We start from the raw sequence: 13382 nt of genomic DNA on the forward strand, positions 1-13382 counted from the left end.
CTTACGAATGGCGTCCCGATTCGAACAGGAACCACACGCGCTGCTCCGCTTCGTCGATCCAGTTTTCCAGCAGGCTCGCCGTGGCGACGTCGCCGTATTCGTCGCATAGCGCATGCGTTTCGCGCATGTAGCCCGCCAGCGCCAGGTTGTCTTCGCGCAATTCCGCGAGCATGTCGCTGGGCGTGACGAACTCCGCGTCGTTATCGGCGATGCGTTGCAGCTTCGTGATCTGCCCCGCCGAGCGCAGCGTCTTGCCGCCGATCTTGCGCGCGCGTTCCGCGATCGGGTCGGTGGTCGCGTAGATCTGATCGGACTGGTCGTCGAGCAGCAGGTGGTAGTCGCGGAAGTACGGCCCCGACATATGCCAGTGGAAATTCTTGGTCTTCAGATAGAGCGCGAACACGTCGGCCAGCAGGGTCGTCAACGCGGCGGCGATGTCGCGCGTCGCGTCTTCGCCGAGGCTGGTCGGTGTCTTGAGCGGCGCGGCGCGATGCGCGGCTGCGGTCTGTGCGTCTTTCATGGCGGTTCCTTTTAGATGTCGATAAGTGCGGCCGAAGGTCCTGAATCCGGCAACTGAAGTGTGAAACGGCGCGCACGTAAAGTCCTGCACAAAACATGAATTTTTCTGAAGCGGCTTGAAGCGGCTTGTAGAGCGGCTTTCGAGGCGGCAACCAGGATCGGGCGCGCGCGATTTCCGTTGCGGGCTCATTTCTCCAGAACTCTCAATTAAGAACGATTAAGGGCTTTGCCAAGGACTTGGCCAATGGCCGTCGATAGACTGGCCTCAGTTTTTCGCGCACTTCAACGCAGTGCGGCATGTCCATCAAACCCTTTCAGGATCTACACAGCCATGTCAAACCCCAAACTCGAAGTTCTGACACCTGCAAACTCGCAGATCATCTTCATCGACCAACAGCCGCAAATGGCGTTTGGCGTTCAGTCCATCGACCGTCAGGTACTGAAGAACAACGTGGTCGGACTCGCGAAGGCCGCGCGCGTGTTCAACATCCCCACCACCATCACGACGGTGGAGTCGGAAAGCTTCTCGGGCTACACCTACCCCGAACTGCTGGACGTATTCCCGGGGCACAAGGTGCTCGAACGCACGTCCATGAATTCGTGGGACGACCAGAAGGTGCGTGACTCGCTCGCCGCGAACGGCCGGAAGAAAGTCGTGGTGGCGGGCTTGTGGACCGAGGTGTGCAACAACACGTTTTCGTTGTGCGCGATGGACGAAGGCGACTACGAAATCTACATGGTCGCCGACGCATCGGGCGGCACGTCGAAGGAAGCGCATGACTACGCAATGCAGCGCATGATTCAGGCCGGCGTGGTGCCGGTCACGTGGCAACAGGTGCTGCTCGAATGGCAGCGCGACTGGGCGCACAAAGAGACCTATGACGCTGTCATGAAGATCGCCAAAGAACATTCGGGCGCATACGGAATGGGCGTGGACTACGCGTACACGATGGTGCACAAGGCGGCTCAGCGTACGGCTGAGCAGCACGAAATCCTGGCGCCGGTGCCGGCTAAGGTGAAGTAACAGTCGCGTCACGCCGTCTCGCGGAATTCGAGCGTCTACCGGCGCTCTGGATTCCGCGAGACGGCTGGTTTCTGAATGCTTCATGGAAGCGGGCGTCACGAGCGCCCGCTTCCATGAATCGCTCCGCGCGTGAAAAGCGGAGCGCTCCCTATGAGGATCGCCATGACTTCCACCACTTCCGCGCCGACGCCGGCCGAAGTCGTCTTCTTCAACGGCAAGATCGCCACGCAGGACGACAAACGCTCGTTCGCGGACGCGCTCGCCGTCGCGAACGGCCGCGTGATCGCGGCCGGCTCGCGCGACACCGTGATGCGCCACGTCAACGACAACACGCGCCACGTCGACCTGAAAGGCCGCACGGTCATTCCCGGTCTCAACGATTCACACCTGCACGTGATTCGCGGCGGCCTGAACTTCAACATGGAACTGCGCTGGGACGGCGTGCCGTCGCTCGCGGATGCGCTCGACATGCTGCGCAAGCAGGTGGCCCGCACGCCCGCGCCGCAGTGGGTGCGCGTGGTGGGCGGCTGGAACGAATTCCAGTTCGCCGAGCGGCGCGGACCGACGCTCGAAGAGATCAACGCGATCGCGCCGGATACGCCGGTGTTCATCCTGCACCTGTACGACAGCGCGCTCCTGAATGGCGCTGCCTTGCGCGCGGTCGGCTATACGAAAGACACCCCCAATCCGCCCGGCGGCGAGATTCAGCGCGACAAGCGCGGCAATCCGACGGGCATGCTGATCGCGCGGCCGAATGCGGGCCTGTTATACGCGACGCTCGCAAAAGGTCCGAAGCTCGCGCCGGAGGATCAGCGCAATTCCACGCGCCATTTCATGCGCGAACTGAACCGCCTCGGCGTGACGAGCGCGATCGACGCGGGCGGCGGCTACCAGGCCTATCCCGACGACTACGCCGTCATCATGGACATGGCGAAGCACAATGAGCTGACCGTGCGGATCGCGTACAACCTGTTCACGCAAAACGCCAAGCAGGAAATCGAGGACTTCGCGAAGTGGGTGAAGATGACGAAGCCCGGCGAGGGCGACGACTTTCTGCGCGTGAACGGCGCGGGCGAAATGCTGGTGTTCTCCGCCGCCGACTTCGAAGACTTCCTGGAGCCGCGCCCCGATTTGCCGGACACGCTCGAAGCGGAACTCGAAGGTGTCGTCAGGCTGCTGGTGGCGAACCGCTGGCCGTTCCGTCTGCACGCAACCTATAACGAATCGATCGAGCGCTTCCTGAACGTATTCGAACGCGTGAACGCCGACATTCCGTTCAACGGCTTGCGCTGGTTCTTCGACCATTGCGAGACCATCACGCAAAAGAATATCGACCGCGTGCGCGCGCTCGGCGGCGGCATCGCGATTCAGCACCGCATGGCTTACCAGGGCGAGTACTTCATTCAGCAATACGGTGAGGAAGCCGTGAAGCGCACGCCGCCGATCCGCCACATGCTCGATGCGGGCCTGCCGGTGGGCGCGGGCACGGACGCCACGCGCGTCGCGAGCTTCAACCCGTTCGTGTCGCTGTACTGGATGGTGTCGGGCAAGACGGTCGGCGGCACGGCGATGTACACGAGCGAGAACCGGCTCGACCGCATGGAGGCGCTGCGCCGCTATACGGTCGGCAGCGCGTGGTTCTCGAATGAGGACGACCGCAAGGGCGCGCTCGTGCCCGGCCAGTTCGCGGACTTCGCGGTGCTCAGCGACGACTATTTCACGGTCGACGAAAGCCATATCAAGTATCTCGAATCGGTGATGACGGTGGTGGGCGGCAAGGTGGTCTACGCAGCCGACGACTTCGCGCCGCTCGCGCCGCCTGATTTGCCGGTCAGCCCGTCGTGGTCGCCGGTCGCGGAGTTCGGCGGCTACAGCCGGTACAAGCCGACCGCGGTGGCGTGCGTGGACGGCTGCGTGAATCTGTGCGGCGTGCATGCGCATGCGCACGGCTGGGCCTGGCGCAAGAACGTGCCCGTCAGCGATTCGAACGGCTTCTGGGGCGCGCTGGGCTGTAGCTGCTTCGCGTTCTGATCGTTCCGATTGTTCCGGTTGTTCCGATAGCCACGGTTTCATGCCGCCACGCGAGCGAGGACCTTCATGCCGACCCTGACCGACGGCGTGCTGTACGGGCTAGGCATCCTGGTCCTCGATTTCCTCGCCTGGCGTTTCGTGGCGATCAGGCGCGAGCAGGCGCGTCTCGGCTTGCGCGCGCTGATGTTCGGGCTATCGACCTACGTGCTGTTCAGGTCAGGCATGAATCCGCTGCGCGCCGCGCCGTGGGAGGATCAGCCGCTGCGCCATCTGCTCGCGCAGATGCTCGAAGTGGTGTGGTGGCTGCAAGGCGCGCGTCTCGTGACGATCGTGCTGGATCGCACCGTGTTGCCCGAGTCGTGGCACAAGGAGCGTCTGTTTCAGGACGTGTTCGGCGCGCTGGTGTTTCTCGCGGCGGCGGTGGGCGCGATCGCGTTCGTGTTGCAACTGCCGGTGCGCGGTTTGCTCGCGACCTCCGGCGCGCTCGCGGTGGTGCTCGGCCTCGCGATTCAGAGCACGCTCAACGACGTGTTTTCCGGGGTGGTGCTGAACGCCACGCAGCCGTTTCACATCGGCGACTGGGTGACGATCGGCGACGTGGAAGGCAAGGTGGTGGAGAGCAACTGGCGCGCGACCAGCCTGCTGAACGGGCAGGGCAATATCGTCGTGATCCCGAACAGCGTGGCGGCGCGCACCAACATCGTCAACGCGAACCAGCCCTCGCATACGCACGGCATCAGCGTGGTGCTGCCGGTCAAGCCGACGATCCGGCCGGCCACGGTGTTGCAGGCGCTGGCCGACGCCGCCGCCAGCTCCGACGCTGTGCTCGCCGATCCCAAGCCGATTGTCAGCGTGCGCCGCGCGACCAACGACGCGATCGAGTACGAGATCGTCTGCTACGTCGATACCCTGAGCAAGAAGATCGACGTGCGCAACGATCTGTTCGATCTGGCGCACCGGCATTTGCTGTCGCGCGGCGTGGTGTTGCGGCCGTTGTCGGTGCCCGAGCCTGCCACCGAGGCGACGGACGAAAAGCACCGGCTGCTCTGCAACGTATTGATCTTCCAGACGCTCGACGACGGCGAAATAGCCGAACTCGCGGCGAAGCTGACGAAACACGAATTCGACACCGCCGATACGATCTACGCCGCCGCCGATGAAAGCGGCCACGAACTGCACATTCTCGCGCGCGGCGTCGCGAGCGTGAGCGTGCCGAAGGGCGGCGGCGAGATCGAATTGCGACGGCTCGCGCCGGGCGATTCGATCGGCCAGTCGGGCATCCTGGCGGGCGTCAGGTCCGGCGTGATCGTGCGAGCGCTCACGCGCGCCACGGTGTTTCGCCTCGACAAAAGCGCGTTGACGCCGATCCTCGCGCGGCGGCCCGAGGTAGCGAAAGAGATGTGCCGGCTGCTCACGGAACACCATGAAACCGAGAAGATGCTGCTCGCGTCGCCCGAGCATGCCGATCAGCACGCCGGCGGCTTGCTGCAATGGATACGCGACGGTCTGCGGCGCTTTCATGAACTGGCGATTTGAGCGGGGCCCGCAAAAAAAGCGCCGCGCGAATTAAGTCTTTTTAAGGAACGGCCAAAGTCTTTATTGGATTAATTCGCTACGCTGCATCGGACAGTGGGCAAGCATCGCGCGGCGGAGCGACCGAGGAGCGAGGATGGGCGATAGGGAGGAGGTGACATGAAGAAAATGATTGCGGGAGTCGAGATTCCCGATGGTGCGATGGCTGGGGCGGCAACCACCCAGATGCGCGCCACGGAATCCGAGTTGATGTTTCAGCATGCGTTGCGGGTCTTTCTGTTCGGCGCGCTGACCGGCTATCGCAAGCGCCTGAGTTTCGACGCGGAATTGCTTTACGTGGCCGCGCTGTTTCACAACGCCGGTTTGAATGCGCAGTACCGGCACTCGCCTTACCGATTCGAAGTGGATGGCGCGAATGCGGCGCGCGCGTTCGTGCGGCAGCACGGCGCGGCGGAAAGCGATATCCACGAAGTATGGACGGCGATCGCGTTGCACACCACGCCCGGCATTGCGGAGCATATGTCGCCGCTCGTCGCGCTGACCCGCGCCGGCGTGCAGATGGATGTGTGCGGCGACGGTTACGACGAATTCACCGCGCAGCAGCGCGACGAAATCATGCAGGCGTGTCCGCGCGAACTGGACTTCAAGAAGAAGATCATCGAAGCCTACGCGCGCGGTATGGAGCATCGTCCCGAGACGACGTTCGGCACGGTGAACGCGGACGTGCTGGACCGCTGGGACCCGAACTATCGCCGGCTGAATTTCTGCGGTCTGGTGCTGGGTTCGGACTGGCCGAATTAAGGCATTTGCAGGTATCGAAAGGAAAGGAAAACGCAATGGGCTACGTCATTTCACTGGGAGTCGGCTTCGGCGTCGGACTGCTTTACTGGCTGCTCAAGGTGCAGTCGCCGGCGCCGCCGTTAATCGCGCTGGCAGGTCTGCTCGGCATGGTGCTGGGCGAGCACGCGATACCGGTCGTCAAGGCGCAGTTGTTCGCGCAGACGCCGACGGTTCAGGCCGCGCCGCCAGCCGGGACAGCCCCGGCGGCTTCGGCGCTGCAAAAGCCGAACGCGCCCGGCGCGGCGAAAGAGGGCGGTTGATGCCGTCGGCACGCGTCTATTCCTGTCGAGGAAATCGTCCGTGAACAAGCATGAAGACACGATTCTCGCGATGATCGCCGGCTATGTGGACACGGTTGGCTTCATCGCATTGTTCGGCCTGTTCACCGCGCATGTGACCGGCAACTTCGTGCTGCTCGGCGCGGAAGTCGCGGGCGTGGGCCAGGGCGCGCTGCTCAAGCTGCTGGCGTTTCCGTCCTTCATCGTGGGCATTGCGTTGGGCAGCGTGATTTTCAAGTTCACGGAGCGGCATCAGTCGCCGAATGCCGCGAGCGTGCTCTATCTGTTGCAGGCGGCGCTGCTCGTTTCGTTCCTCGTCACGGGCATGCTGATCACGCCCGCGATGGGATCGGACGCCTCGATGGTGCTGCTGTGCGGCGTGCTCGGAACGATGGGGATGGGCGTACAGAATGCGCGCGGCAAGCTGCTCCAGGTGAGCGGCCTGCCGAATACGGTGATGACCGGCAACGTCACGCAAATCGTGCTGGATGTGATCGAGCTGATTCACCGGGGCGCGGCGGGCGGACATGGCCAGCAGGTTAGCGAACGCCTCAAATGGACCTTGGCGGCGATGTGCGGATTCGCGGCCGGCGCGATCCTCGGCGCGCTCGCTTATATGCAGTTTTCGTTCGTCGCGATTGCGCTACCGGTGGCCGTGCTGCTTGCTCTCGCATGGAACAGAAGGGCGGCGCCCGCGAGCCATTAGGTCACGGCGATACGTCGCCGTCGCTTGAACGCGCGCGCGGTTTCCACGGATAACTCACGCGGCCTCGCAGGGGGCCGGTTATTCACGCTATTCAAGCTATTCATTATTGCCAACACAATCGGGTTACAACACATGTTCACATCGCTGAAACGCTTTCGTCCCGTCGCGCTTCTCTGCGCCGCGCTGCTGATCGGCTTCACGCCGGTCTCGTCCGCATTCGCCGATGCCGGGCCGCCTGAAGTATCGAACGGCAAGACCGCGCTCGCCGCGAAACATGCCGACGTTTCCGTGGGTCCGCAATACGACACCACGCACGTCTATGTCGCCTCCGCCGATCTCGACGCGTTCGTCACGAGCTTTGTCGCGACGTTCGGCGGCAAGGCTTCGCCGCGCGCGGTGTTCACGGTCACGCCGACGCCGAGCAAGACGGCCTCGCAGTACGTGCAGACGCCGGTCGGCATGCTGTCGGTATTCGGCTTCGAAACGCCGATTCCCTATCCGTTCGGCAACGAGCGCACCGGCTATCTGGTGACGAACATCGATCAGGCGTTGAAGGCGGCGCGCGCGGCGGGCGCCGACGTGCTCGTGGATAGCTTCGACGATCCGATCGGCAAGGACGCCATCGTTCAATGGCCGGGCGGCCTGACGATGCAACTCTACTGGCACACCAAGGCGCCCAGCTACGCGCCCTTGCACAGCGTGCCGGATAACCGCGTGTATGTGTCGCGCTACGAAGCCGACAACTTCGTGCGCCGCTGGCTGCATTTTTCGCACGGCAAGGTGGTGTCGGACACTCCGCGCGCCGACGCGGGCGTGATTGGCCGGCCGGGCGAGACCATCCGCGAGATTCGTCTCGAATCGGGCTTTGGCCGCATGGTGGTGTTCGTCACGGACGGCAAGCTGCCGTTCCCGTTCGGACGCGAAACGACCGGCTATGCCGTCGACGATCTGGCGCAGACGCTGCAGCGCGCGCAGGCGGCCGGCGCGAAGGTGCTGTACGCGCCGTATGGCAGCGCATCGGGCAAGACGGCGATGCTGGAATTCCCCGGCGGCTACATCGCTGAAGTGCACGATGGCCGCTAAAGCGAGCGCAACGAAGGCGCACAACGCGCGCGCCCGGCGGGCGCTGCGCGCCGCGCGCGCGCTGCTGGTCAGCACGGGGCTGGCGGCGGCGCTGCCGGCTTCGGCGGCGGACACCGCGCTCGGCAGCGCCGACGATACCGCCGCGACCAGTGCCGCGGCTAGCGCTTCGTGCGCGCGTCCGGTGGTCATGTTCAATCGCTGGCAGGAAAACTGGTCGGCGCTCGCCAATCCGTGCGTGCCGAAACGGCCTTTCGATTCGCTGAAGTACATTCCGCTGTTCGGCAATCCCGATGCGTATATCTCGCTCGGCGTGGTGTTGCGCGAGCGGCTGGAAGTCAACGACGCGCCGCTGTTCGGCCTCGGCTCCGGGCGCGACGACACCTATCTGCTGCAACGTCTCGAAGTTCATGCGGATGTGCGGCTCGGCCCGCACGTGCAGTTCTTCACGCAATTCGAGGATGCGCGTCCCTATGGCAAGGACAACGTTTCGCCGGTCGACAAGAACCCGCTCGACTTGCGCCAGGCGTTCGTCGCGATCACCGAGCCGCTGGGTCCCGGCACCGTGAAGGTCCGCGTCGGGCGGCAGGAAATGGCGTTCGACTTGCAGCGCTTCATCTCCGTGCGCGACGGCCCGAACGTGCGCCAGGCCTTCGACGCGATCTGGGCCGACTATGAAACCGGCCCGTGGCGCTGGATCGCCTACGCGACGCAGCCGGTGCAGTACCGCGACAACTCGGATTTCGACGACGTGTCCAACCGTCACCTCACCTTCAGCGGCGTGCGCGTGGAGCGCCAGGGCGTCGGTCCGGGCGATCTGTCCGCGTACTACTCGCGCTACAACCGCAGCAATGCGCGCTTTCTCGACGCGGCCGGCGACGAGCATCGCGACGTATTCGACGCGCGCTATGCCGGCAAGGTCGCGCAGATCGACTGGGACGTGGAAGCGATGTATCAGTCGGGGCACGTGGGCAACAAGACCATCGGCGCGTGGGCGGTGGGCTCGCTCGCGGGCTACACGCTGGCCTCGGTGCCGTGGACGCCGCGCGTCGGCATTCAGGTCGACGCCGCATCCGGCGACCGTCATCCGGGAGACGGCCGCGTCGGCACGTTCAATCCGCTGTTTCCGAACGGCTACTACTTCGCGCTCGCGGGCTACACCGGCTACACCAACCTGATTCACGTCAAGCCGTCGCTGATCGTCAAGCCGAACAGCAAGCTCACGCTGCTGGCGGGCGTGGGCCTGCAATGGCGGCAGACCACCGCGGACGCGGTGTACGGACAGGGCTCCTCGGTGGTGCCGGGCACGGCGGGACACGGCGGACGCTGGACCGGTTTCTACACGCAGTTGCGCGCTGACTGGGCGGTTACCGCCAATCTCGCCGCCGCGCTCGAAGCCGTGCATTTTCAGGTCGGCCCGTCGCTGCGCGAACTGGGCGCGCGCAATGCCGACTACGTAGGGGCCGAATTGAAGTTCGGCTGGTAAGCGCAACGCCGTCATTTTGCGGGACGTCGTCGGTTCGACGAGGCCCGAGAGAGGTCCATTGTCATGAGCACCCCCGATCTACCGATCGACGCGTCCGTACCGTCGGAACTCGAGATTCCGTATTCGTCGCTGGAATATAGGCAGCATCAGATGTTTCCGCGTCTTTCGCCGGCGGAGATTCAAAGTCTGCGGCGCTTCGCGAAGCCGATGTCGTTCAAGGCCGGCGAACTGATCTTCGAAACCGGGCATGTCGCGCTCGGCCTCTTCGTGCTGCTGCATGGGCGCGTGCGCATCTATTCGCGCGACAGCTTCGGGCGCTCCACGCTCGTCACCGAACACGACGACGGCCACTTCATGGCGGAGATGGCGCAACTCTCCGGCAAGCCCGCGTTGATCGACGGCGTCGCGTTGACGGATGTGGAAACGCTCGTGATCGACCCCGACCGCCTGCGCGCGCTGATCGTCGCCGATGCGCAACTCGGCGAGCACATCATGCGCGCCTTGATCTTGCGGCGGCTCGGTCTCATCGAGCAGGGCTTGGGGCCGATCATCGTCGGCAACGGCGACGACGCGCGGCTGGTTCGCCTGCAAGGCTTCCTGCGGCGCAATGCGTACCCCGCGACGGTGATCGACGCGCGCAGCGATCCCGAAGCGGTCACGTTGCTGGGCGGCATGACGACCGGCCCCGGCGATTTCCCGCTGGTGTTCTGCGCGAACGGCAACGTGCTGCGCGCGCCGGACGAAGCGCAACTCGCGTCGTGCCTCGGCCTCGTGCCGACCTTCGAGCCATCGCACGTGTACGACGTCGCGATCGTCGGCGCGGGTCCGGCGGGACTCGCGGCGTCCGTCTATGCCGCGACGGAAGGCTTGTCGGTCGCCGTGTTCGATCAGCGCGCGCCAGGCGGCCAGGCCGGCGCGAGTTCGCGCATCGAAAACTATCTCGGCTTTCCCACCGGCATTTCCGGCCAGGCGCTCGCCGCGCGCGCGTTCCAGCAGGCGTTGAAGTTCGGCGCGCATCTGGCGATTCCCGGCAAGGTCGTCGACGTGAGCCGGCAGGAGGGCATCTTTCTGCTGACGCTGCTCGACGGCCAGCGCATCAGCGCGCGCACGGTGGTGGTCGCGAGCGGCGCCGCCTATCGCAAGCCGACGGTGCCGGACTTCGAACGCTTCGAGGGGCGCGGCACGTATTACTGGGCCTCGACGATCGAAGCGAAGCTGGTGAAGGGCCAGGACATCGTGCTGATCGGCGGCGGCAATTCGGCGGGCCAAGCGGTGGTGTTCCTCGCCAACTTCGCGCGCAGCATCCGCATGCTGATTCGCGGCAGGGATCTCAACGCGAGCATGTCGAAGTATCTGATCGACCGCATCGGCTCGTTGCCGAACGTCTCGCTATGCACCGGCTGCACGCTGCATTCGCTCGAAGGCGACGAAGCGGGACTCACGCATCTTCGCGTGCGTCATGAAGACGACGGCAGCGACGAAGTGCTCGCGTCGCGCCATCTGTTTCTCTTCATCGGCGCGGACCCGAAAACGGATTGGCTCGCGTCGAGCGGCGTGGAGCTGGATAACCGCGGCTTCGTCGTGACCGGCTTTGCGCGCAGCGAGCATGGATTGTCCGAGGCCAGCGCGCGCTATCCGCTCGAAACGAGCGTGCCGGGCATGTTCGCGGTCGGCGACGTGCGCTCGGAATCCGCGAAACGGGTGGCCGCGGCGGTGGGCGACGGCGCGGCGGTCGTCGCGCAGATTCACGCGTATCTGAGCCAACGGGCGGCGGCGCCGGTTCAGCACGTTTAATAAAAATTAGCGACTGCGTGGCCCGCGCGGTCGTTATGCTTTTCTCATGCACACGGCAAACAGGGATCGAATGATGAAGCGGCTTCAGCGCGTTTGGGCGATGCAGGTGGGCACCTGGTGCGTGCTGATGTTGAGCGTCGTCGCGAGCGGTACCGCGTTCGCCGCCGCGCCCCAGGTCAAGACCCAGGGGCCGGGCTTCTACCGGATCATGCTCGGCGCGTTCGAAGTCACGGCGCTGCTCGACGGCACGCATCCGTTTCCGATCGACACGGTAGTGGAAGGCGTGCCGAAGAATGAAATCGCCCGCGATCTCGCACGCGATTTTTTGCAGGCGCCGGTTCAAGGCTCGATCAACGCGTTTCTGATCAATACCGGTTCGAAGCTGATTCTGATCGATTCCGGCGCGGGCGTGCTGTACGGCGATTGCTGCGGCAAGCTGCTCGCCAACCTGCGCGCGGCGGGCTATCAACCGGGGCAGGTCGACGAAGTGCTGCTCACGCATCTGCATAAGGATCACGTCGGCGGTGTCGTGTCGAACGGTGCGATGGCGTTTCCGAATGCGCTCGTGCGGGTGAGCCAAACCGAAGCGGATTACTGGCTGAATCCGGCCAACAAGTCGAAAGCGCCGGCTTTTCTCAGCACGTTCTTCGACGCCGCCATCGCCTCCGTCGCGCCTTATGTGGCAGCCGGACGCTTCAAGCCGTTCAGCGGCGACGTGGAACTCGACGCGGGCATCCGCTCGATCGCGTTGCCGGGCCATACGCCGGGCCACACCGGCTATCTCGTGCAAAGCGATTCGAAGGATCTGCTGGTGTGGGGCGACATCATCCACGTCGCGTCGATCCAGTTGCAAAACCCGGTCGCTTCCGTCGAATACGACACCGACGCGGCCGACGCGCGGCGCTCGCGCCGCGCGGTGCTCGAACTCGCCGCGAAGCAGCGCTATCTGATCGGCGCGGCGCATATCGCGTTCCCCGGCCTTGGACACGTCAGGAAAAACGGGCGCACGTATGACTGGGTGCCGGTCAATTACGAGGCGGCGCCCGGTCAGTAGCACCGGCGCCTCGCGCGCTCATTACTTCGAGGAACACGAGATGAATACGGAAATGGAAAACGAAGCGATCGACATCACGCATCACACGCGCCGTGCGAACGGCATCCGGCAGCACTACCTCGATGCCGGTAGCGGTCCGGTGGTCGTGCTGCTGCATGGCTTTCCCGAAACGGGCTTTGCGTGGCGCCATCAGATTCCGGTGCTGGCTCGCCACTATCGCGTCATCGCGCCGGATCTGCGCGGTTATGGCGAGACCGACAAGCCCGGTTCGGGCTACGACAAGCGCAACATGGCGCTCGATATCGTCCGTCTGCTCGACGAACTCGGCATCGGCAAGGTCGCGCTCGTCGGGCACGACCGCGGCGCGCGCGTGGCGACGCGTCTCACCAAGGATCACCCCGAGCGGGTCGACCGGCTCGTCGTGATGGATAACGTGCCGACGCGGGTGGTCGCGCAAAACATGAATCCGCAGACCGCGCGCGCCTACTGGTTCTTCCTGTTCCATCTGGTGGCGGACCTGCCGGAAACGCTGATCGCGGGCAAGGAAGCCGAGTGGCTGCATCACTTCTTCGCGGACTGGTGCTACAACCCGCACACCATCGAAGGCGCGGACTTCGAGACTTATGTGAAGGCGTATAAGCGCCCCGGCGCGGTGCGCGGCGCGATGGCCGATTACCGCGCGAACGCGGAAGACGTCGCGCAGGATCTCGTCGATGCCGACACGAAAATCGCGTGTCCGACCATGGCGCTATGGGGCGAGGACTTCTACGCGGTGGGCGGCATGTTCGACATGAAGGCGGTGTGGGAAAGCATGGCGACCGATCTGCGCGCCGAGCCGATCGCGCGTTGCGGACACTTGCCGCAAGAGGAACAGCCGGAGCGGGTCAATGAACTGCTGGTGGATTTCTTGCGCGACTGGACCGGTGCCTGAGCGGGCGGCGGGCGTGAGCGTGCTAAAGTTCATCGCGGTTCATCGCGCTTCATTGCACCTCATTGCACTTCACGAACGGCATGCCCGCTGGTCTCGCCTGCGACCG

General features: G+C 64.4%; 12 protein-coding genes. 11 read left to right on the forward strand and 1 reads right to left on the reverse strand.

Features of this window, described 5'->3' with window-relative positions; translation table 11 throughout:
* Position 1: 1 nt before the first annotated feature.
* Positions 2-520, reverse strand: coding sequence for a Dps family protein (locus tag CUJ90_RS26360; protein ID WP_073428831.1), 519 nt, complete (start codon positions 518-520; stop codon positions 2-4).
* A 330-nt stretch (positions 521-850) separates the two neighbouring features.
* Between CUJ90_RS26360 and CUJ90_RS26365 the strand changes: the two genes are divergently transcribed.
* The 11 genes from CUJ90_RS26365 (at position 851) to CUJ90_RS26415 (ending at position 13276) form a co-directional block, all read left to right on the forward strand.
* Complete coding sequence (locus CUJ90_RS26365) at positions 851-1543, forward strand: hydrolase (RefSeq protein ID WP_073432301.1); 693 nt, start codon at positions 851-853, stop codon at positions 1541-1543.
* Positions 1544-1705: 162 nt separating this feature from the next.
* The gene (locus tag CUJ90_RS26370) at positions 1706-3574 is read left to right on the forward strand and encodes an amidohydrolase (RefSeq protein ID WP_073432300.1); all 1869 of its coding nucleotides are present in this window, start codon (positions 1706-1708) and stop codon (positions 3572-3574) included.
* A 66-nt stretch (positions 3575-3640) separates the two neighbouring features.
* Positions 3641-5110, forward strand: a complete 1470-nt coding sequence (locus CUJ90_RS26375) for a mechanosensitive ion channel family protein (RefSeq protein WP_073432299.1) — start codon at positions 3641-3643, stop codon at positions 5108-5110.
* Between the two features lie 156 nt (positions 5111-5266).
* A complete protein-coding gene (locus CUJ90_RS26380) occupies positions 5267-5908 on the forward strand; it encodes an HD domain-containing protein (protein ID WP_083081385.1) in 642 nt (213 codons plus the stop codon).
* 35 nt (positions 5909-5943) lie between these two features.
* Positions 5944-6207, forward strand: a complete 264-nt coding sequence (locus CUJ90_RS26385; RefSeq protein ID WP_073432297.1) for a DUF1427 family protein — start codon at positions 5944-5946, stop codon at positions 6205-6207.
* Between the two features lie 40 nt (positions 6208-6247).
* Positions 6248-6931 carry a YoaK family protein gene (locus CUJ90_RS26390; RefSeq protein ID WP_244220038.1) on the forward strand — a complete coding sequence of 228 codons (684 nt, stop codon included), beginning with the start codon at positions 6248-6250 and terminating at the stop codon, positions 6929-6931.
* Between the two features lie 132 nt (positions 6932-7063).
* A complete protein-coding gene (locus CUJ90_RS26395; protein WP_114164195.1) occupies positions 7064-8014 on the forward strand; it encodes a VOC family protein in 951 nt (316 codons plus the stop codon).
* Positions 8004-9497, forward strand: a complete 1494-nt coding sequence (locus tag CUJ90_RS26400; protein ID WP_244220039.1) for an alginate export family protein — start codon at positions 8004-8006, stop codon at positions 9495-9497. Before CUJ90_RS26395 ends, CUJ90_RS26400 begins: the two co-directional genes overlap by 11 nt.
* Before the next feature lie 63 nt (positions 9498-9560).
* Positions 9561-11291, forward strand: coding sequence for an FAD-dependent oxidoreductase (locus CUJ90_RS26405; RefSeq protein ID WP_073432294.1), 1731 nt, complete (start codon positions 9561-9563; stop codon positions 11289-11291).
* 73 nt (positions 11292-11364) lie between these two features.
* Entirely contained in the window at positions 11365-12345 is a 981-nt protein-coding gene (locus CUJ90_RS26410) for an MBL fold metallo-hydrolase (RefSeq protein ID WP_422879728.1), read from the forward strand.
* Positions 12346-12385: 40 nt separating this feature from the next.
* Positions 12386-13276 (forward strand): alpha/beta fold hydrolase, encoded by an 891-nt coding sequence (locus CUJ90_RS26415; protein ID WP_244220040.1) that lies wholly within the window; start codon positions 12386-12388, stop codon positions 13274-13276.
* Positions 13277-13382 lie beyond the last annotated feature (106 nt).

The sequence above is a fragment of the Paraburkholderia terricola genome (assembly GCF_003330825.1).
In the GTDB taxonomy this organism is placed as follows: Bacteria; Pseudomonadota; Gammaproteobacteria; order Burkholderiales; family Burkholderiaceae; genus Paraburkholderia; species Paraburkholderia terricola.

Excerpts from the sequence above, each read along its gene's own strand:
- CUJ90_RS26405 (WP_073432294.1), top strand. The coding sequence starts at position 9,561 with ATGAGCACCCCCGATCTACCGATCGACGCGTCCGTACCGTCGGAACTC.
- CUJ90_RS26375 (WP_073432299.1), top strand. The coding sequence starts at position 3,641 with ATGCCGACCCTGACCGACGGCGTGCTGTACGGGCTAGGCATCCTGGTC.
- CUJ90_RS26380 (WP_083081385.1), top strand. The coding sequence starts at position 5,267 with ATGAAGAAAATGATTGCGGGAGTCGAGATTCCCGATGGTGCGATGGCT.
- CUJ90_RS26370 (WP_073432300.1), top strand. The coding sequence starts at position 1,706 with ATGACTTCCACCACTTCCGCGCCGACGCCGGCCGAAGTCGTCTTCTTC.
- CUJ90_RS26395 (WP_114164195.1), top strand. The coding sequence starts at position 7,064 with ATGTTCACATCGCTGAAACGCTTTCGTCCCGTCGCGCTTCTCTGCGCC.
- CUJ90_RS26400 (WP_244220039.1), top strand. The coding sequence starts at position 8,004 with ATGGCCGCTAAAGCGAGCGCAACGAAGGCGCACAACGCGCGCGCCCGG.
- CUJ90_RS26410 (WP_422879728.1), top strand. The coding sequence starts at position 11,365 with ATGAAGCGGCTTCAGCGCGTTTGGGCGATGCAGGTGGGCACCTGGTGC.
- CUJ90_RS26360 (WP_073428831.1), bottom strand. The coding sequence starts at position 520 with ATGAAAGACGCACAGACCGCAGCCGCGCATCGCGCCGCGCCGCTCAAG.
- CUJ90_RS26415 (WP_244220040.1), top strand. The coding sequence starts at position 12,386 with ATGAATACGGAAATGGAAAACGAAGCGATCGACATCACGCATCACACG.
- CUJ90_RS26385 (WP_073432297.1), top strand. The coding sequence starts at position 5,944 with ATGGGCTACGTCATTTCACTGGGAGTCGGCTTCGGCGTCGGACTGCTT.
- CUJ90_RS26365 (WP_073432301.1), top strand. The coding sequence starts at position 851 with ATGTCAAACCCCAAACTCGAAGTTCTGACACCTGCAAACTCGCAGATC.